At 70.3% G+C, this 19652-nt stretch carries 16 protein-coding genes; 10 read left to right on the top strand and 6 right to left on the bottom strand.

Annotation, left to right across the window (positions count from 1 at the left end; translation table 11 throughout):
• Positions 1-212 precede the first annotated feature (212 nt).
• Entirely contained in the window at positions 213-392 is a 180-nt protein-coding gene (locus ACFY9I_RS26870) for a hypothetical protein (protein ID WP_391005906.1), read from the bottom strand.
• A gap of 602 nt (positions 393-994) precedes the next feature.
• Between ACFY9I_RS26870 and ACFY9I_RS26865 the strand changes: the two genes are divergently transcribed.
• The 8 genes from ACFY9I_RS26865 to ACFY9I_RS26830 all read left to right on the top strand — a co-directional run bounded on the left by ACFY9I_RS26865 (position 995) and on the right by ACFY9I_RS26830 (position 11690).
• The gene (locus ACFY9I_RS26865; RefSeq protein ID WP_391005903.1) at positions 995-4909 is read left to right on the top strand and encodes a nitrate- and nitrite sensing domain-containing protein; all 3915 of its coding nucleotides are present in this window, start codon (positions 995-997) and stop codon (positions 4907-4909) included.
• Between the two features lie 9 nt (positions 4910-4918).
• The gene (locus tag ACFY9I_RS26860) at positions 4919-5332 is read left to right on the top strand and encodes a roadblock/LC7 domain-containing protein (protein ID WP_003973453.1); all 414 of its coding nucleotides are present in this window, start codon (positions 4919-4921) and stop codon (positions 5330-5332) included.
• A gap of 111 nt (positions 5333-5443) precedes the next feature.
• Entirely contained in the window at positions 5444-5842 is a 399-nt protein-coding gene (locus tag ACFY9I_RS26855; protein ID WP_086754757.1) for a DUF742 domain-containing protein, read from the top strand.
• Positions 5823-6398 (top strand): ATP/GTP-binding protein, encoded by a 576-nt coding sequence (locus ACFY9I_RS26850; RefSeq protein WP_239757449.1) that lies wholly within the window; start codon positions 5823-5825, stop codon positions 6396-6398. The genes ACFY9I_RS26855 and ACFY9I_RS26850 overlap by 20 nt, the downstream gene beginning before the upstream one ends.
• A gap of 398 nt (positions 6399-6796) precedes the next feature.
• Positions 6797-10036, top strand: a complete 3240-nt coding sequence (locus ACFY9I_RS26845; RefSeq protein ID WP_391005900.1) for a nitrate- and nitrite sensing domain-containing protein — start codon at positions 6797-6799, stop codon at positions 10034-10036.
• 10 nt (positions 10037-10046) lie between these two features.
• Positions 10047-10460, top strand: coding sequence for a roadblock/LC7 domain-containing protein (locus tag ACFY9I_RS26840; protein ID WP_004983065.1), 414 nt, complete (start codon positions 10047-10049; stop codon positions 10458-10460).
• Between the two features lie 98 nt (positions 10461-10558).
• Positions 10559-11128 (top strand): DUF742 domain-containing protein, encoded by a 570-nt coding sequence (locus ACFY9I_RS26835; RefSeq protein WP_391005897.1) that lies wholly within the window; start codon positions 10559-10561, stop codon positions 11126-11128.
• Positions 11109-11690 carry an ATP/GTP-binding protein gene (locus ACFY9I_RS26830; RefSeq protein WP_013000463.1) on the top strand — a complete coding sequence of 194 codons (582 nt, stop codon included), beginning with the start codon at positions 11109-11111 and terminating at the stop codon, positions 11688-11690. Before ACFY9I_RS26835 ends, ACFY9I_RS26830 begins: the two co-directional genes overlap by 20 nt.
• Positions 11691-11845: 155 nt before the next feature.
• Here the strand turns inward: ACFY9I_RS26830 and ACFY9I_RS26825 are convergent, their stop codons facing one another.
• The 3 genes from ACFY9I_RS26825 to ACFY9I_RS26815 form a co-directional block, all read right to left on the bottom strand.
• Entirely contained in the window at positions 11846-12040 is a 195-nt protein-coding gene (locus ACFY9I_RS26825) for an acyl-CoA carboxylase epsilon subunit (protein WP_391005893.1), read from the bottom strand.
• A 57-nt stretch (positions 12041-12097) separates the two neighbouring features.
• Complete coding sequence (locus ACFY9I_RS26820) at positions 12098-13681, bottom strand: carboxyl transferase domain-containing protein (RefSeq protein WP_391005890.1); 1584 nt, start codon at positions 13679-13681, stop codon at positions 12098-12100.
• 165 nt (positions 13682-13846) lie between these two features.
• A complete protein-coding gene (locus ACFY9I_RS26815; protein WP_391005888.1) occupies positions 13847-16237 on the bottom strand; it encodes a polysaccharide lyase family 8 super-sandwich domain-containing protein in 2391 nt (796 codons plus the stop codon).
• A 147-nt stretch (positions 16238-16384) separates the two neighbouring features.
• Here ACFY9I_RS26815 and ACFY9I_RS26810 point away from each other — a divergent pair, with 147 nt between their 5' ends.
• Entirely contained in the window at positions 16385-17002 is a 618-nt protein-coding gene (locus ACFY9I_RS26810; protein ID WP_391005885.1) for a YceI family protein, read from the top strand.
• Positions 17003-17105: 103 nt separating this feature from the next.
• Here the strand turns inward: ACFY9I_RS26810 and ACFY9I_RS26805 are convergent, their stop codons facing one another.
• Complete coding sequence (locus ACFY9I_RS26805) at positions 17106-17681, bottom strand: YdeI/OmpD-associated family protein (protein ID WP_391005883.1); 576 nt, start codon at positions 17679-17681, stop codon at positions 17106-17108.
• Positions 17682-17719: 38 nt separating this feature from the next.
• Positions 17720-18592 (bottom strand): phosphotransferase, encoded by an 873-nt coding sequence (locus ACFY9I_RS26800; RefSeq protein ID WP_391005880.1) that lies wholly within the window; start codon positions 18590-18592, stop codon positions 17720-17722.
• Between the two features lie 231 nt (positions 18593-18823).
• Here ACFY9I_RS26800 and ACFY9I_RS26795 point away from each other — a divergent pair, with 231 nt between their 5' ends.
• Positions 18824-19606: a trypsin-like serine protease gene (locus ACFY9I_RS26795; RefSeq protein ID WP_391005877.1), complete on the top strand. Its 783-nt coding sequence runs from the start codon at positions 18824-18826 to the stop codon at positions 19604-19606.
• The last annotated feature ends 46 nt before the right edge of the window (positions 19607-19652 follow it).

Here is a 19652-nt window from a genome sequence, read left to right as displayed (position 1 = left end):
TTGCGGCCCCCCCTCACCGGCGGGGGCTGTGTGCGCCCCCCCCCGCATCCCGCGGCGGGGGGGGCCCGCCCCGCCAATCCGGGGGGGGGCCACCGGGCGGGGCGCCGGGGGGGGGCGGGGCCCCCTTCGGGTTCGCACGCGGGAAACCCACTGATTTTTCACAGGAACCGACTTGAGCGGCCGGCGGATTCCGCGCGTACTTGGACGTGCGACTACTCCGCCGCCCTGCCCGGGACCGTCACCAGGACCGTCCGGCGGGGGTTGGCGGTCTGGGAAGGGAGGTCGACGGAGTGCTCCTGCTCCGGCGTGCGCAGTTCCTCGGCGTCGGCGAGGTGGGCCAGCGTGGTGCGCCGGGGGTTGGCTATGGTGCGGAACATCGTCGTCGTCTTCACGGTTGTTCGAGACCTCGTCGTGTACGGGCGCAGGGCGGACCGCAAGGGCCGTCCGCGAAGCGCGGGTTGTCGGATTCGCCATCCCTGTAAAGCGTCAGGCTAAACATCCGATTCCCGGGTCAAGTCGCGAAGAAGGCATGATCGGCATGTGAGTTTGCTCACTCACTCATGGGCAAACCGGACAATTCAAGCCACCAACGCGCCCCCGCAAAACGGACATCAGCGACCTGAAGCCCTCATTCCGCTCCTGATCATGGCGACTGGGACACCCTGTCCGCAGCGGTGGTTCGCCGGAGTATGTCCGGTATGGGAGGGAATCCGCTCCACGGGCGGTGACATGCCCCTCACGTGCTGTCACAGTGAACAGACCGTTACCCATTGGCCTTGTTGCAGGTCCGGCACTGTGCTGGAATTCCACGGACCGCCGCCGGATCGTGCCGGCGCGCAGGGGCGCAACAGCAGCGCCTGGCGGCGGTGGAAGGGGGAGCCAGCGCCGGTCACTCACGACCATCAATGGGGACGTATTCAGGGCGCCCCCGAAGACGCCGACACCGTCCCGCCGTTCACGCGGTGGGACGCCTGGTCCAGAGGTTGCGACGCTAGTGCAGGGACGTTTCAAGAGGGATGGCAGCGCTTCGGCGGAGCCGGAGCCACACAACGGAACCGGTAACGGTTCCTCCCCCCAGCACGCCCAGAACCCGGGTCCGGCGGAGATCGGCGACGGCGGTGAGCGCTCCGGGCGCCCCGGCGCGTCAGTTCCTTCCGCGCCGCCCGGGAAGCCCAAGGGCGGCAGCAAGGCCGGCGCCGGAAGCGCCGGCTCTCGAATAGCGCTGCGCAACTGGCGCATCTCGACCCGTCTCGTGTCGCTGCTCGCCCTCCCCGTGGTGGCGGCGACCTCCCTCGGCGCCCTGCGTATCGGCGACAACGTCGACGACATCCAGCAGCTCGACAACATGCGGCTGCTGACCGACATGACCAAGCAGGCGACCGAGCTCGCCGCCGCGCTCCAGCAGGAGCGCGACCTGTCCGCCGGTCCCCTCACACACGGTGTGGACGCCGCCGACTTCACCGTCAAGGGCACCCGGGAGAAGACGGACCAGGCGCGCGTCCAGTTCACCGACGCCACCCAGGCCGCCGAGACGTCGAGCACCACCGAGAAGCTGCCCGGTGTCCGCGACAGCCTCGTCCGTGTCGTGCGCGAGCTGTACAACCTCAGCAGCATCCGCAAGAACGCCTACGCGGACCCCAAGAACTCCACGCAGACCGTCGAGGCGTACCACCGTCTGATCACCCAGTTGCTGGACCTCTCCACGGACATGGCCGAGGCCACCAGCAACCCGGACATGATCAAGCGCACGCGTGCCCTGGCGGCGTTCTCCTCCGCCAAGGAGTACGCCTCGATCCAGCGCGCGGTCATCGCTGCGGCCCTGCCCGAGACCGACGACAAGAACGGCTCGCTCTCCGAGAACGACCGGCTGTACGCCAACTCCGCCCTGGCGAACGAGGAGTCGGACCGCAGCACCTTCTCCGACATCTACGGTGACGGCGCCGAAGAGCTCACCAAGCCGATCGACGACGCGAGCCCCACCATCGAGGCCGCCGACGTCTACGCGGACCGCGTGCTCGCCAGTGCCGGCGGTCTGGGCGGCCAGGACAAGCGGTCCTACAAGGACTGGACCGACGACTCCTCGGCCAAGATCGAGCAGATGAAGAAGATCGAGGGATCGCTCCTCGAGCAGATGGAGCAGACCGCTCGTAATCTGCGTGCCGACGCCGAGCAAGAGGCGATCATCTCCGGTGCGCTGATCCTGCTCGTCCTCGGTGTCTCCCTGGTCGGCGCCTTCGTCGTGGCCCGGTCCATGATCCGCTCGCTGCGGCGGCTGCAGGACACCGCGACCAGGGTCGCCCAGGACCGGCTGCCCGAGCTGGTCAAGCAGCTGTCGGAGTCGGACCCGCAGGACGTCGACACCTCCGTCGAGTCGGTCGGTGTGCACTCCCGGGACGAGATCGGCCAGGTGGCCGCGGCCTTCGACGACGTGCACCGCGAGGCCGTCCGTCTCGCCGCCGAGCAGGCCCTCCTGCGGGGCAACGTCAACGCGATGTTCACCAACCTCTCGCGCCGCTCCCAGGGCCTCATCCAGCGTCAGTTGTCGCTCATCTCCGAACTGGAGTCCCGCGAGGCCGACCCGGACCAGCTCTCCTCGCTGTTCAAGCTCGACCACCTCGCCACGCGCATGCGCCGTAACGGTGAGAACCTCCTCGTTCTCGCCGGTGAGGAGCCCGGCCGCCGCTGGACCCGCCCGGTCCCGCTGGTCGACGTGCTCCGCGCCGCCGCGTCCGAGGTGGAGCAGTACGAGCGCATCGAGCTGGCGTCCGTGCCGACCACCGAAGTGGCCGGCCGGGTCGTCAACGACCTCGTGCACCTGCTCGCCGAGCTGCTGGAGAACGCCACCTCGTTCTCCTCGCCGCAGACCAAGGTCAAGGTCACCGGTCACGCGCTGCCCGACGGCCGGGTGCTGATCGAGATCCACGACACCGGTATCGGTCTCTCCCCCGAGGACCTCGCCGCGATCAACGAGCGGCTCGCCTCGCCGCCCACCGTGGACGTCTCGGTCTCCCGCCGCATGGGTCTGTTCGTGGTCGGCCGGCTGTCGCAGCGGCACGGCATCCGTATCCAGCTGCGTCCGTCCGACTCGGGCGGTACGACCGCGCTCGTCATGCTCCCCGTCGACGTGGCGCAGGGCAACAAGAAGCCCACCCCGGGCAAGCCCGGTCAGGGTGGTCCCTCCACCGGTGGTCCGGCCGCCGCGCAGGCCGCGGCCGGTGCCGCCGCCGCGCGTCGTCAGGCAGGCAACCAGTCGGGACCGCCGCTCGGCGGTGGCCCCTCCGCCGGTGGCGGACTCCTGGGCGGCGCGCCGCAGCGTGGGCAGGTCGGCGCGGGCCAGGGTCCGCGCGCCGCGCTGCCCGGCAACCCCAGCGGTCCGGGCGGCTTCGGAAACCCCGGTGGGCCGCGTGGCCCGCAGGGCGGTCCGCCGGCGCCCCCGCAGGGCGGCCGACCGGCTCCGGCCGGTGCCGGTGCCGGTGGGTTCGGCGGCGGTCAGGCGCCGGGTGCCCCGCAGGGCCTGCAGGCCGCAGGGACCGGCGGCCCCATGAACTTCGAGAGCTTCGACGACTCCGGACGCCAGAGCGGCTTCCCGGGCGGCGGGTCGGGCCTGCGCCCGGCCGGCGGCCCCGGTGACGCCGGTGCGGGCCGTCCGGGCGGGGCCGAGAGCGGCCCCGGCGCCGTGCCGCCGAAGCAGGGCAAGGAACGTTCCGGTAGGCGCCGTCCGCAGCTGCCCGGCCGCGGTGGCCCGCGCGCCGAACTGCCCGGCGGCAACTCCCCGGCGCGGCCGAGCTGGAGCGACGACAACGCGCAGCCGCCGGTGCCGCGTGCCTCGCTGGACGCCCCGCGCGGCCACGAGGAGCAGCCGGACGTCACCGCTCCGATGCCGCGCATCGACCCCCACCAGGGTCCGGGCTCGCCCGCGGACTTCCCGCCCTCCCCGCGTGCCGACTTCGACAGCCGGCGCCCCGGCGCGGGTACCCCGCAGAACGGCACCGGGTCCTACGTCCGCTCCGACGTGTTCGGCGGGGCCGGTGCTCCGCCGGCGCCCACGGGCCCGTCCCGCGGCGGCGCGCAGGACCCGTCGTCCACCGGCCAGTTCGCCACGCCGGGCTACGACGGTTCCGGCACCGGTCAGTTCCCGGCGCCGGGGCGGCAGAACCCCCGGGACACCGAGCAGTTCGGGGCACCCGGCCGACAGAACCAGCAGGACTCGGGCGAGTTCGGCACATCCGGCCAGAACGGCCGGGGCACCGGGCGGTTCGAGGCCCCGACCCACCAGAACCATCAGGACACCGGCCAGTTCGAACGGCCGCAGGTCAACGGCGAGAACTTCGGCGCCCCGCGTCCCCCGGTGCCGCCGCAGCGTCCGCCGGTGCCCCCGCAGCGCCCCGCGCGCCCTCAGGAGCCGGAGGCGCTGCCGCCGGCCACGGGCCCGATGGACGGCCGTACCCCGCTGTACGACACGCTGGAGACCAACTGGTTCCACGGTCAGGGCGGTCAGGGCGGTCAGAACGGGCAGCAGCCGGGCGTCGGTCCCGCGCAGCAGCAGCCGACCGCTCCCGCCCACCAGGCTCCGGCCGCTCCCCAGCGTCCGGCGCCCCCTGCCGCGCCCGCCTCCTCGGGCTGGCGCAGCACACCCAACGACGACCTGGTCCGCCAGGCAGAACGTGTTCGTCAGCCGTCGGCGGGCGGGGTCACCACCTCCGGCCTCCCGCGTCGGGTCCCGCGTGCGAACCTCGTGCCGGGCACGGCTCAGCAGCAACAGCACCAAACCGGTCCGCAGGTCTCGCGTTCGCCTGACGACGTTCGCGGCCGGCTGACCAATCTCCGTCGGGGCATCGCGCAGGGTCGACAGGCCGGTACCGGCCAGACCGGCAGCTTCCCGAGCCCCACTCACCAGCAGGAGCGTTAGTTGAGCCAGATGAGCCAGGCGGCACAGAACCTCAACTGGTTGATCACCAACTTCGTGGACAACACCCCCGGGGTGTCCCACACCGTCGTCGTGTCCGCCGACGGTCTTCTTCTGGCGATGTCGGAAGGTTTCCCTCGCGACCGTGCCGACCAGCTCGCCGCCGTCGCCTCCGGGCTCACCTCGCTCACGGCCGGGGCGTCCCGGATCTTCGAGGGCGGGAACGTGGCCCAGACGGTGGTGGAGATGGAACGCGGGTTCCTCTTCCTCATGTCCGTCTCCGACGGATCTTCCCTGGCCGTCCTCGCCCACCCCGAGTGCGACATCGGCCTCGTCGGTTACGAGATGGCGTTGCTGGTCGACCGCGCGGGCGCTGTGCTCACGCCCGACCTGCGCGCCGAACTCCAAGGCAGTCTGCTCCACTGACGCCTGCGGATCCACAGAACTCACCACATCACCGTCCGGCCGCCACAGTCCCCCCACCGGCCCCCGTCAGACGGCTCGACTGACCGACTTGCTGTCCCGCTCGGAGGATCAATGACCCCGCCCACCGCTCCTCACGATCCGTACGCAGAGCCGTACGGAGACGAGGGCGACCAGCCGCTGGTTCGGCCGTACGCCATGACCGGTGGCCGGACGCGGCCGCGTTACCAGCTCGCCCTCGAGGCGCTGATCAGCACGACGGCAGACCCCGCGCACCTGATGGGGCTGCTCCCCGAGCACCAGCGGATCTGCCACCTGTGCCGCGAGGTGAAGTCGGTGGCCGAGGTCTCGGCCCTGCTGTCCATGCCGCTCGGCGTGGCCCGGATCCTTGTCGCGGACCTCGCCGAGGCCGGACTCGTCGCGATCCACCAGCCCGGCGGCGACGAGAACGCCGGTGGTGCCCCGGACGTGACTCTGCTGGAAAGGGTGCTCAGTGGACTTCGGAAGCTCTGAAGCGGGACGGGCCACCACCTCGGCGAAGATCGTGGTGGCGGGCGGCTTCGGCGTGGGCAAGACCACGTTCGTCGGGGCCGTCTCGGAGATCAACCCGCTGCGTACCGAGGCCGTCATGACGTCCGCGTCCGCGGGCATCGACGACCTCACCCACACCGGGGACAAGACGACCACCACGGTCGCCATGGACTTCGGCCGCATCACGCTCGACCAGGACCTCATCCTGTACCTCTTCGGTACACCGGGTCAGGACCGCTTCTGGTTCATGTGGGACGACCTGGTGCGTGGCGCCATCGGGGCCGTGGTCCTGGTCGACACCCGCCGGCTCGCCGACTGCTTCCCCGCCGTCGACTACTTCGAGAACAGCGGGCTCCCCTTCGTCATCGCCCTCAACGGCTTCGACGGGCACCAGCCGTACACGCCCGACGAGGTGCGGGAGGCTCTGCAGATCGGGCCCGACACCCCGATCATCACGACGGACGCCCGCCACCGCGCGGACGCCAAGTCGGCCCTGATCACCCTCGTCGAGCACGCGCTCATGGCGCGGCTGCGCTAGGCCAGGGGGCACAAAAAGCCGTACCTGGACCTAAAACAGGACTCAAGTCCACAACGTCATACGGCAGTTGTCGTAGTTACACCGAAGCCGGCTGTGTCCTTTGACACGGTCGGCCTCGGTGTTCATAACGTTTCGACAGAGAAATAGGGTGGTACGACCACGCGTCGCGGTCGATCGGTGCCGCTGCGCTCACAAGGGACCCGCTTTTTGCTGGGGCTCGCTCTTTATGACCGTTTTATCTGGGACTTACATCACGCGGAATCGTTGCCTCCCAGTGTTTGGAAGTCCTCAGCGTGACGTGCTGGAATGCCTGAACTGCCCATTAGTCAAAGACGTACTAGGGCGTGGAGTCACCCGCGGCACGACGTAGGTGCCGGCGCCGAGAGGTTGTTGGTCGAGTGAGGCGAAGCAAGAAAGGTCCCGAGCCGTCGGCGCGGGGCAACTTCACCCCGCCGCCGCGCGGAGCGGCACCCGCACAAGTGACCGGACCGGAGCCGTCGGCAGCGTCCGCGCCCAGCGGCAGTCGTCTCTCCCCGCGCAACTGGCGTGTACCCACCCGCCTGAACGCGATTCTCCTCATACCCGTGCTGGTCGGCCTGGTCATGGGCGGTTTCCAGGTGAAGGGCTCGATCGACACCTGGCAGGAGGCGCGGGACGCCGAGAAGGTCGCCAAGATCGTGGCCGCCGCCGGTGTCTACGCGGAGGCCCTCCTCAACGAGCGTGACCTCTCCGCCCAGCCGCTGCTGGACGGCGACCGGGACAGCGAGGTCGTCAAGGACGCCCGCGCCTTCACCGACGAGAAGGCGGACGCCTTCCACACGGAGGTCGTCGGGATGCCCGCCGGGCAGGGCCTGGAGCGCCGTCTGCGTCTGGTGGAGGAGGCCGAGCCGTCGCTGGAGAAGCTCCGGCAGACCGCCTTCACCCGGGCAGCCGACCCGGTACAGACCGAAGAGGGCTACGTCACCGTCGAGCACCTCCTGGCGGAGTTCTCCAACGAGCTCGGCCTCGGTACCGGCAACATCACCGCGTACGGCCGTACGGTCTACGCGGTCACGCTCGCCAAGGGCGCCGCCTCTCTGCAGCGCTCGATCGGCACCCACCTGCTGGTCCGGCCCAGCGAGGACGAGAGGGTCTTCCGTCAGCAGGTCACCGCGTTCACCTCGTACGCGTACCTGGAGAACATCGCCGTACAGGAGTACGTCTCCGGCGGCACCGAGGCCGACGCCGCGCGCCTGGAGTCGGTCATGGCGCAGAAGACCGAAGAGGGCAAGAAGCAGGCGGCCGAGGCCGCCGCGAAGGACCCGGACTACGTCGCGCCGCCGGACACCATGCTGAAGATGATCCAGGCGATCGGCAGCGGTGCCTCGCCCGAGGACCTCGCGAAGCAGGGCGTCACCTACCAGAACTGGATGGCGGCCTCCACGCTGAAGTTCGAGGGCTACAGCGAGGTCGAGACCGAGCTGATCAACCGCGCGGTGTCCGAGGCCGGTCAGATCGCCTCCGACGCCCAGCGCGACGCCTACATCAACGGCGCCATCGTCATCGTCGCCCTGCTCGCCGCGTTCATCCTCGCCGGGATCATGGCCCGCCAGATGAGCCGCTCGATGCGCCAGCTGCGCAACGCCGCCTTCGGCATCGCCGAGCAGCGCCTGCCGATGCTGGTCGACCAGCTCTCGCGCACCGACCCCGGCCGGGTCGACACCCGGGTGGCACCGATCCCAATCACCTCCACGGACGAGATCGGCGAGGTCGCCCGCGCCTTCGACCAGGTCCACCGCGAGGCCGTCCGGCTCGCCGCCGAGCAGGCCCTGCTGCGGGGCAACATCAACGCGATCTTCACCAACCTCTCGCGCCGCAACCAGTCGCTGATCGAGGGCCAGCTCACCCTGATCACCGACCTGGAGAACAACGAGGCCGACCCGGACCAGCTCGAGAACCTCTTCAAGCTGGACCACCTGGCGACCCGTATGCGCCGCAACGGCGAGAACCTCCTGGTCCTCGCCGGCGAGGAGCCCGGCCGCCGCTGGGACCAGCCGGTCCCGCTGGTCGACGTGCTGCGCGCCGCCTCCTCCGAGGTGGAGCAGTACGAGCGCATCGAGCTGTCCGGTGTCCCGGAGGCAGAGATCCACGGCCGTGCCGTGACCGACCTCGTGCACCTGCTGGCCGAGCTCCTGGAGAACGCCACCACGTTCTCCTCCCCGCAGACCAAGGTCCGTGTCACCGCGACCCGTCTCCCCGACGGCCGCGTGATGATCGAGATCCACGACAAGGGCATCGGCCTCACCGCCGAGGACTTCGCGGACATCAACCACAAGCTGGCCAACCCGCCGACCGTGGACGCCGCGATCTCGCAGCGCATGGGTCTGTTCGTGGTCGGCCGGCTGTCCGACCGGCACGGTATCCGCGTGCAGCTGCGCCCCTCGGGCGAGCAGGCCGGTACGACCTCGCTGGTCATGCTCCCCGACGTCATCACCCACGGTGGCGGTGGCGATCTGCAGCAGCCGCAGGGCGACGAGTTCACCGTGTCGCAGATCATCCCGGAGCAGCAGCACGCGTTCCAGCAGCCGGCCGTGGCCCCGATGCGGACCGCCGCCGAGCTGGGCTTCGACGACAGCCGCTACGAGGTCCCGGACGACATCCGCGAGCTGGACCCCGTGGGCCGCTCCCTGATACGCGAGGAGCGTCGCGCGGCCCTGGAGGCCCAGACGCACCACAACCCGCAGCTTCCCGCAGGTGAGGTGCCGCGCTACGGCGACGACTTCCAGGCGCCCGAACCGTCCTACGACAACGGCGCGACGGCCTATGCGGACCCGCAGCGGTCGTACGACCAGCAGACTGCGTACGAGGAGCCTCAGCAGCCGTCGTACGACGAGGCGTACTTCGGCCGGCCGGACGGCGTGGAGAGCGGCAACGGGCATCTGCCGGGCGGGAACGACGCGTTCACCGCTACCGGCGGTTACCCCGAGCCCGCCTATGCGGAGCCCGTCCAGGAGGACCACGCGGCGACCGCCGCGAACGCCCCGGAGACGTACTCGGGCTTCGAAGAGCAGTCCTATCAGGACGACTGGCCGCAGCAGCAGGACTACCAGAGCCCGTACCGCTCCGAGTACGCTCCGGAACCGGAATCTTCGCAGGCCGCTGACGTGACGGAGCCGGACGGCGTAGGCTTCGACCGTCCGGGATCCACTCCCTCCGCCGGCCACGCGCTGACCGACGCCGGCCTGCCCCGCCGCGGCTCCACCGCGAGCGCGGGCGGCACGAGCGCGGGCGCCGTGAACGGACGGCAGGATGTGGCCCAGGACCAGCCGACGACGGCCGGGGGACCGAACGGCGACTGGCGCTCGGCCAACGACGAGCGCTGGCAGCAGGCCTCCCAGCTGAAGAAGCCCAAGGCGGGCGGGGTCACCTCCTCCGGCCTGCCGAGGCGGGTGCCCAAGGCCAACCTGGTCGAGGGAGCCGCCCAGACGACCCCTCAGGGAGGTCCACAGATCTCCCGTGCTCCCGAGGACGTCCGGGGCAGGCTGAGCAACCTGCGCCGGGGTGTCCAACGTGGGCGCAACGCAGGCAGTGAAACGAACGGCCAGGCCACTAGGAATCACCACAGTGGTCCTGACAGCACCTACAACCAGGAGCGTTAGTGTGAGCCCGATGAGCCAGGCGGCACAGAACCTGAACTGGTTGATCACCAATTTCGTGGACAACACCCCCGGGGTGTCGCACACGGTGGTGGTCTCCGCCGACGGACTCCTTCTGGCGATGTCCGAAGGGTTTCCGCGCGACCGAGCCGACCAGCTTGCGGCCGTCGCGTCGGGTCTGACCTCCCTGACCGCGGGTGCGTCCCGCATCTTCGAAGGTGGCAGCGTCAACCAGACGGTTGTGGAGATGGAGCGGGGATTCCTCTTCATCATGTCCATTTCCGATGGTTCGTCACTCGCCGTCCTCGCGCACCCTGAGGCGGATATCGGTCTCATTGGGTACGAGATGGCCCTTCTGGTGGACCGCGCCGGCACGGTGCTGACGCCCGATCTGCGTGCGGAGCTCCAGGGCAGCCTGCTCAACTAACAGACAGACGGTGCGTTTTGGCGTCCCGGGGCCGTAAGGTTTCGGGACGCGGCTTCCAATGAGCCATGGATGCCAGCACAGTCGGAGGAGGAGAGAACGTGGCAACACCCCCAGGCGGTTCATCGTCGGGCAACTGGTCCTACCCTGGCCAGGGGCCGGGCCAGGGTGACCAGAACCGGTACAACTTCCCCTCCGCACCGAGCCGCCAGCAGCCGTACGCACCGCAGGGCCCCGGCCCCTCGCCGTACGACCAGCCGCCGGCGCCGCGCATCCAGCCCGTGCAGCCGCAACGCCGCGCCCCTGAACCGGCCCCCGCCGGAGGGGCGAGCAACCCCCTGGTGCGCCCGTACGCCATGACGGGCGGTCGCACCAGGCCGCGCTACCAGCTCGCCATCGAGGCGCTGGTGCACACCACCGCGCAGCCGCACCAGATGCAGGGCCAGTTGCCCGAGCATCAGCGGATCTGCAACCTCTGCCGAGAGATCAAGTCGGTCGCCGAAATCTCGGCGCTCCTGACCATCCCCCTCGGCGTGGCCAGGATCCTCGTCGCCGACTTGGCGGAGGCGGGCCTGGTCGCCATCCATCAGCCCGGCGGCGACGAGAACGCCGGCGGCCAGCCAGACGTGACACTGCTCGAAAGGGTGCTCAGTGGACTTCGCAAGCTCTAGCGGCGGTCCTTCCCGCTCCACCACCTCGGCGAAGATCGTGGTGGCGGGTGGCTTCGGCGTGGGCAAGACCACGTTCGTCGGGGCCGTCTCGGAGATCAACCCGCTGCGTACCGAGGCCGTCATGACGTCCGCGTCCGCGGGCATCGACGACCTCACCCACACCGGAGACAAGACGACGACGACCGTCGCCATGGACTTCGGCCGTATCACCCTGGACCAGGACCTGATCCTGTACCTGTTCGGCACCCCCGGTCAGGACCGCTTCTGGTTCATGTGGGACGACCTGGTGCGTGGCGCCATCGGGGCGATCGTCCTCGTCGACACCCGCCGGCTCGCCGACTGCTTCCCCGCCGTCGACTACTTCGAGAACAGCGGCCTCCCCTTCGTGATCGCGTTGAACGGCTTCGACGGCCAGCAGCCGTACAACCCGGACGAGGTCCGGGAGGCGCTCCAGATCGGTCCGGACACCCCGATCATCACGACGGACGCGCGGCATCGGTCCGATGCGAAGTCGGCGCTCATCACCCTGGTCGAGCACGCGCTGATGGCCCGCCTGCGGTAGGCCTGCGGCGCCCGGCCGAGTACGAAAGGGGACCCTCTTCCTTCACGGGAGGGGGTCCCCTTCGTCGTATGTCGGCCGCGGCCCGGTGGGGGTTGCTCGCGACCCACACGCCAAAGGGCCCCCTCCATTCGGAAGGGGCCCTTTCAAGCCAAGGCTCAGCGCCAGCTGTGCGGCGCCCTGAAGCCCGGCTCGCGCTCCAGGCGGCGCCAGCCCGCGCGCAGACGGCCTCGGTGGACCGGAGTGGCCTCGGCCGGCCGCGCGGCCGCTCGGGCCAGCAGCAGCGCGGTGATCGCGGCCACCTCCTCGGGCTCGGCGTGGCCCTTCTCGACGCGAATATCAGGCAGCTTCATGGGTGTCAGTCTCCGTGAGAGAGGTTTCCGCAGAGGTACCGGGAAGGAACCGTCGGGTTACTGCGGCGGGTTGCCGTGCTTACGGGACGGCAGGTCCGCGTGCTTGGTGTGGAGCATCGCGAGGGAGCGGATGAGGACCGCGCGGGTGTCCGCCGGGTCGATCACGTCGTCGACGAGGCCGCGCTCGGCCGCGTAGTACGGGTGCATCAGCTCGGCCTTGTACTCCTTGACCATGCGGACCCGCATCGCCTCGGGGTCCTCGGCCTCGGCGATCTGCCGCCGGAAGATGACGTTGGCGGCACCTTCGGCGCCCATCACGGCGATCTCGTTGGTCGGCCACGCGTACGTGAGGTCCGCACCGATGGACTGGCTGTCCATGACGATGTAGGCACCTCCGTACGCCTTGCGCAGGATCAGGGAGATCCGGGGCACGGTCGCGTTGCAGTACGCGTAGAGCAGTTTCGCGCCGTGGCGGATGATTCCACCGTGCTCCTGGTCGACGCCGGGCAGAAAGCCGGGGACGTCCAGAAGAGTGATGATCGGGATGTTGAAGGCGTCGCACATCTGCACGAAGCGCGCGGCCTTTTCGCTGGCCTCGATGTCGAGGACGCCCGCCAGCGACTGCGGCTGGTTGGCGACGACGCCCACCACCTGGCCGTCGAGGCGGCCCAAGGCGCAGATGATGTTGCGGGCCCAGCGCTCGTGGACCTCCAGGTAGTCGCCGTCGTCGACGATCTCCTCGATGACCTTGGCCATGTCGTACGGCCGGTTGCCGTCGGCCGGGACCAGGTCGAGGAGGACCTCGCTGCGGCGGTCCACCGGGTCGGAGGGCTCGACGCGCGGCGGGTTCTCACGGTTGTTCTGGGGCAGCATCGACAGCAGGTAGCGCACCTCGGCGATGCAGGTCTCCTCGTCGTCGTACGCGAAGTGCGCGACGCCGCTGGTCTCGGCGTGCACGTCGGCACCGCCGAGGCCGTTCTGGGTGATCTCCTCGCCGGTGACCGCCTTGACGACGTCCGGGCCGGTGATGAACATCTGCGAGGTCTCGCGGACCATGAAGACGAAGTCGGTGAGGGCGGGGCTGTACGCCGCGCCGCCGGCGCACGGGCCGAGCATCACGCTGATCTGCGGGATGACACCGGAGGCCCTGGTGTTGCGCTGGAAGATGCCGCCGTACCCGGCGAGGGCGGAGACGCCCTCCTGGATACGGGCGCCCGCGCCGTCGTTCAGGGAGACCAGGGGCGCGCCCGCCGCGATGGCCATGTCCATGATCTTGTGGATCTTCGTGGCGTGGGCCTCGCCCAGGGCGCCGCCGAAGATGCGGAAGTCATGGGCGTAGACGAAGACCGTGCGGCCCTCCACCGTGCCCCAGCCGGTGACGACACCGTCGGTGTACGGCTTCTTGGCCTCCAGACCGAATCCGGTCGCCCGGTGCCTGCGAAGCTGTTCGACCTCGTTGAAGGAGCCCGGGTCCAGCAGCAGCTCGATGCGCTCCCGGGAGGTCAGCTTGCCCTTGGCGTGCTGCGCCTCGGTCGCCTTCTCGCTCGGGCCGGCCAATGCCTGGGCACGAATCTCGTGCAGTTCGGCCACTCGCCCGCGCGCGTCGGTCGGCTCACCCGGTGCCTCATCCAAAACGGTCATGTAGCGACCATACGAAGCCGCGCGCGCAAACCGGTCCGTCGACTCCGTACAGTCTCCGGCGTGTTTTCCTGGTACCCCTGAACAGAACCGTGCCGGCATGCAGTCGAACCGACTGCTCAGGGGGTGTGGGGCTTGTCGGGGTCGTACAAAGTCATGACGGTCCTCTCAGGCGAGAGTCAGGTCACAGGTGTGGCTGGCGCAGGCCGTGCCGGGGGTGACGCGCAGTCGTAGTCGGCCGGCCGTCGCCGCCAGGACCTCGACCGTGTCGTCCGCCCCGGCCACCGCGCGGACCGGTCCGCGCCAGGTGATCTCCAAGGGCTCACCCGTGCGCGGCGGTTCGCTCACGCAGAGGGTAGCGGTCCTCCCACGGCGGCGTACCAGGACACTCGCCCCGGCGGAGGCGGTCAGCGGGCCCACCGTACCGGGCTGCCAGAAGTTGGCCGCCGTCAGTCCGAGGGAGGGGACGCGGACGGCCTGGCAGGCGCTGTCGTTGGCGTAGATCGACAACCAGCGCCGGTCGGCGGACCGGGCCGCGACGGCGTGTCGGGAGGCGCCGGGCATCAGCAGATAGGCGTACGTGGCGTTCACCGGGTCGGTGCCGTGGTCCAGCCAGAGGGTCTGCCAGCGCCGGGTGCGACGTTCGGCCGTACCGGCGGCGTTGATGTCGGACCAGGCTCCGGTGCGGTCCTCGCGGAGGGTGCGCGGTGTGCCGCCGCGCGGGTCCGGGAAGACCCAGCCGCCATGGCCTTCCAGGTGCGCCCAGCGCCGGCTCCGTACGAGGGAGGGTGGCTCCCCTGGGGCGCCGGTCTCCCCGGGACCGGCATCGCCCGGCTCCCCCAGGTTGCGGTTGTCGACCACCGTCTCCACCGGCACCCCGTCCGTGCAGGTGATCCCGGCCCCCAGGCAGATGACCGCGTCCGCGACGCAGAACCACGACTTGCGGGCCTGGAGGGTGGAGCCGAGCCCCTCGAGGTGCTGGCCGATGGCCGCGTACTCGCCGTCCGTGGTGCCGCCCACCCATCGGACGGCGGGTCTGGGCGCTCCCCATTCGCCGCCCGCGTTGGGGGCGAGCCGCTTGGTGGACACGGTCGTGCCGGGGAGCCGGTACCAGTCGACGGTCGGCCAGAACCAGTCGGTGTACTGGCCACCGTGCCCCTCCGCCCACCACAGGGTCACCCCGGCGCCCGTGTGCCACCCGCGTGGGTTCTCGCCGTTGCCGCATTCGTAGTGGGCGATGCGGTCGGAGGCCATGGCGATGTTCACCACGAAGTCCGGACGGCGGTGCACGGCGCGGTCCATGGCGGCGAAGAGGCGGTGGCTGACGGGTTCGGGGGCCGCGGCCACCGGAGAGGCGGCGACGGCGTGCAGACGAGTGAGGTCCGCGACGTCGAACTGCCGGGCCGTGAGGATCGGCGTCACCGTGTCGCGTGCGATCCACCCCTTGATCAGCCCGTGCCACCGCTCGCGCCTGCTCGCGTCGACGCCGAGCGCGAGCAGGGCGATCGCGGCGATGATTCCCTGACCATGGAAGTGATCGCCGCGCATGAGGTGCCGGTCGTCGCTCCTCAGGTAACCCCGGCTGATGGCACGGCCGTTGACGCTGTCCATGACCAGCCCGTCGTGGAGGAGCGGCACGTACGCGCGTTCTACGCTGTCGAGGATGATCCGCCGGTTCGGATCGGTGACCTCCCACGCGGACCCGGCCAGCAGCGCGAAGAGCCTCCCCAGTCCATCGAGCATGACCTGCCCGTACGTTCCCGTATAGGCGACCCACGTGTGCTGCACGAACGAGCCGTCGGCGTACAGCCCGTCCCCCTGGGTGACGTACGGGAAGACGGGTGAGAGGGCGTCGCGGGCGAGGGCGATCTTCTCGGGGGCGCGGCCGAGGATGCCGCGCAGGGCGACCGAGCGGCAGAGGTCGACCCGGTTGGCGCCGGTGGAGGTGCCGGTGTAGTCGCGGAGCGCCGAGTCGGGGACGAAGTGGTCGACGGCCGCGCAGGCGTCGGCCCGGCGAGCGGGCGTGACCTCGTCGTACAGGGCGGCGACGATGTCCATGAGGAGGCGGGGGCTGCCGATCTGCCACTCCCACCAGTTGCCGTAGCGGGTGGTGGAGGGGTTGTAGACCGTCGCGGAGAGGTGGTCGAGGCCGCGCAGGATGTCGGCGAGAAGGGCGGGGTCGCCCGTCGAGCCGGTGCCCGGTTGCGCGTACGCCTGGGCCATCGTCCAGAGCCGGCTGTAGCTCTGGGTGATCCCGGCGGGTGGGTCGAAGGGGTGCCCCGGCCAGAGGGAGCCGTCGGTGGGGGCCATGGCCGCCCGGAACGCGTGGGCGAGGTCTCCGGTCTCGCGGAGGCGGGTGGCGTAGGGCTCGGCGGTGGGGTCGTAGCCGGCGCCGAGCGCGATGGTGAGCCAGCGGCGGCGGAGGGCGTCGTACGCGTCGCCGACGGCACGCTCGGCATCGGCGGCGTATGCGGTGGATCCGGCGGGTGCCGTGGGGGTGGCCGTCGTCAGGGCCGCGGCGGAGAGCAGGAAGGCACGGCGGGTCGGGGTCATGCTCATCCCGTCTATCACCGCCGGAGGCGGAGATCAACAGCACGCGACGCACCGGTCACTCACACAACACGGTTGAATATTGAACGGAATAGACCTACGGTAGGCCGTGTTGAGTTTGTTGAACGTTGAACGACATCGCGCAAGGAGCACGTCATGGGTATCTTCGGCCGCAGCGACAAGACCACCGAGACCACCATCGCCACGGCGACCGCCTCCGCGGTCAACCCCGACCTCGCCGCGCTGACCGGCGACTACACGATCGACGCGTCCCACACCACGATCGGCTTCACGGCCCGGCACGCCATGGTCACCAACGTCAAGGGCGGCTTCCTCGACTTCTCCGGGAGCCTGCACCTCGACGGCGCGGACCCGTCCCGGTCCACCGCTTCCCTCGACGTCAGGATGGACAGCATCGACACCGGCAACGCCGACCGTGACGGTCACCTGAAGAGCGCGGACTTCTTCAAGACGGAGGAGTTCCCGACGATGACCTTCCGCTCCACCAAGGCGGAGGCCCTCGGTGGCGACGACTACCGCATCACCGGCGACCTCTCCATCCTCGGCACCACCAGGCCGCTCACCATCGACCTCGAGTTCAACGGCGCAGCGAAGGACCCCTTCGGCAACGAGCGCGTCGGTTTCGAGGGCAAGGCGGAGATCCTGCGCTCCGAGTGGGGCCTGACGTGGAACGCGGCGCTGGAGACGGGCGGGGTCCTGGTGTCCGACAAGATCAAACTGAGCTTCGACGTCTCGGCGATCCGGAACGCGTGAGCCTCGGCGCGACGCCGAACCGTTCCCACCGCACCGAGCACACCCGCCCTCCGGCTCCCCCGTGGACGAGGGCGGGTGCTCGGCATGTCCGTACCCGGGCGTTTCACGCGTCCGCCTTCTCCAGCCGCGCGACCGTCGCCGCCAGGCGAGCCGCCCGGCTCCGCGGTGTACGGGCCCGCAGCACGCCGAGCATGGCGAGGTACCGCTCCGTCCTGCCGAGCGCCTCGAAAGCGGCCTTGGCACGGGGGCTTCGTTCCAGCGCGGCCGTGAGGTCCTCGGGGACGGCGGCGTTCCGCTGCGACTCGTACGCCGCCGCCCAGCGTCCGTCGGCCTTCGCCGCGGCCACCTCCGTCAGACCGCCGGGCCTCATCCGTCCGGCGTCGGTCAGCTCCTCCACCCGCCGCACGTTCACCATCGACCAGTGGCTGCCCGGCCGGCGCGGAGTGATCCGCTGCAGGAAGTACGACGCGTCGAGGCGGCGCCGGCTGCCCGTGATCCAGCCGTGGCAGAGGGACACGTCATTGACCTCAGCGGCACCGACACAAGTGATCCCGACCCCCTTCTTGGCGACCTTGACCCAGAGGCCGCCGGAGGGCGGGGCGGGGTGGGAGGTCAACCAGGCGTCGAGGTGGTCGGCGTCGGGGAACGCGTGGGCCTCCGCGGCTTCGGGAGTGGTCATACTGTGCACGGTAGGCCCCTGGTAGGTCGGGTCCTGTCCTATACGACCGCGTCGTCCAGCACCTGGTCGAGCACCCGGCGCTGCCGTCCCTCCGGGTCGGGGCTGGACAGCCCGGCCGTACTCACCAGCGCTTTCCACAGCGCCCAGCCGCGCGCCCGTCGCCAGGCGTCGTCGGGCAGGCCGACCGCCTCGCGGAAGACCTTCCGTTCCTCGCCGGTGAAGTAGTTCCAGGCGATGACGAGGTCGCAGGCGGGGTCCCCGACGCCGGAGGAGCCGAAGTCGATGACGGCGGAGAGGGTGCCGTCCGTGGCGAGGAGATTGCCAACCGAGACGTCACCGTGGAACCACGTCGGCGAGAACGGCCAGGCGGAGGTCAGCGCCTGCGCCCAGACGGCCCGGCAGGCCGCGACGTCGACGAGGCCCGCCAGCCTCTCCAGTGCCGCCTCGACCTCGTCGCCGTACACGCTGGGATGGCAGCCGCGGAAGTAAGAGTGCCGCCCGGCCGCCGGTCCCCGCCCGACCGGGGCCTTGCGCAGTTCGGTCAGGAACCCGCCGAGATCGCGGGCCAGTCGCGTCCGGTCGATGTCGGCCGCGACCTCGACCGTGTCCCCCGGAAGCCATCGCCGCACCGACCACGAGAAGGGATACCCGGCCCCGGGCCGGCCCACGGCGACCGGCTCCGGCACGGGCAGCGGCACATGTCCGGCCAGCTCGGGCAGACACCGGTCCTCCTTGGTCACGGCGGCCACATAGCCCTCCGCGCTGGGGACCCTGACCGTCAGCTCCTCCCCGAGCCGAAAGGTGCGGTTGTCCCACCCCTGACGCTCGACGGGTCTCACCGGAAGGTCGCCCCACTCGGGGAACTGGGCACAGACCAGGGCGCGTACGAGTTCTGCGGTGATGTCGATCACCAGGTCAGTGTGCGCGCCGCCCCGGCGTGGGCGCACCCGCTTTTCGCGGAGCGAAGCTGGCCGGTTCGGACCTCTTGTGTGCCGGCTTCCGACGTTCTCATAATCCTGCAACAGAAATTCACCTGGGCATGCCAGCAAGGCTGATTTCCTGCCGTTTATTGGCATGCCCGCGTCATGTTTGGTTCGGCTCCACCCGTCATCGCATGTCAACCCCCCACGGAAGGCATCACGTTGAAGCGACTCATCACCGCCCTGAAGAGATGTGCGGCCGTCGGTGCCGCCGCGCTCGCGATCGCCAGCCTGCAGCCGGTGTCGGCGGCGACGGCCGCGCCGGCGCCGGTGGTCGGCGGAACGCGTGCCGCGCAGGGCGAGTTCCCGTTCATGGTCCGGTTGTCGATGGGCTGCGGCGGCTCACTGCTCACGCAGCAGATCGTGCTGACGGCCGCGCACTGTGTAGGCGCGACCGGCAACAACACCGGCTACACGGCCACGGCCGGTGTCGCGGACCTCCAGAGCACCAGCGGCCGGGTGCAGGTCCGCTCGACCAAGGTGTACCGCGCCCCCGGCTACAACGGCGACGGCAAGGACTGGGCGCTCATCAAGCTGGCCTCGCCCATCAACCTGCCGACGCTGAAGATCGCCACGACCACGGCGTACAACTCGGGCACGTTCACGGTCGCCGGCTGGGGCGCGGCCACCCAGGGCGGCGCGCAGCAGCGGTACATGCTCAAGGCGACCGTGCCCTTCGTCAGCGACGCGACGTGCCGTTCGTACAGCGGCTACAGCGGGCTCATCGCGGGCGAGGAGATCTGTGCCGGGTACGCGGCGGGCGGTGTCGACACCTGCCAGGGCGACTCCGGTGGCCCGATGTTCCGCCGGGACAACGCCAACCAGTGGATCCAGGTCGGCATCGTGAGCTGGGGCATAGGCTGCGCCAAGCCCAACGCGCCCGGTGTCTACACCGAGGTGTCCACCTTCGCGTCCCAGATAGCGGCGGCCGCGGCCACGCTCTGACCGACGCCCCCGCACCACTTCCTGCGGCGACGTCGCAGGAGATCGT

It is taken from the genome of Streptomyces sp. NPDC012510 (assembly GCF_042955065.1).
GTDB lineage: Bacteria > Actinomycetota > Actinomycetes > Streptomycetales > Streptomycetaceae > Streptomyces.
Note: the sequence above shows the minus strand (reverse complement) of the source record. Positions and strands in the feature narration are given on the sequence as shown.